Source organism: Psychrobacter sp. 16-MNA-CIBAN-0192, from assembly GCF_040309565.1.
GTDB lineage: Bacteria > Pseudomonadota > Gammaproteobacteria > Pseudomonadales > Moraxellaceae > Psychrobacter.
The window spans coordinates 1-248 of sequence record NZ_JBEOOX010000567.1 but is presented as its reverse complement, the minus strand read 5'-3'; the positions used below and the strand labels follow the sequence as shown (position 1 = coordinate 248).

At 57.7% G+C, this 248-nt stretch carries 1 protein-coding gene; it reads left to right on the top strand.

What is annotated here, in order from left to right; all coding sequences use genetic code 11:
- Window positions 1-26: 26 nt before the first annotated feature.
- A partial coding sequence (locus AAEY78_RS14405; RefSeq protein ID WP_502943791.1) for a hypothetical protein occupies window positions 27-248 on the top strand: 222 nt, incomplete at its 3' end.

The following is a 248-nucleotide window of genomic DNA, read 5'->3' as shown; positions in this document are numbered from 1 at the left end:
GCAATAGGGCATCCGGTCCGCAGGGAATGAGCGTCGTCCGTCGTCACTTGAAGTACATTTCGCGCGACGGTTGTGTCGAACTGGAGGGCCAGGACGAATGCCTGATTGCCGGAAAGCAGGCATTGGATGCTCTGATCGAACAATGGCATGTAGGCGGATGGGGCATCCCTCAAGAAAGCAAACGTCGAGAGACTCTCAACGTCTTGCTATCGATGCCCCCGGGTACCGACCGCCAGGCAGTATGGGAC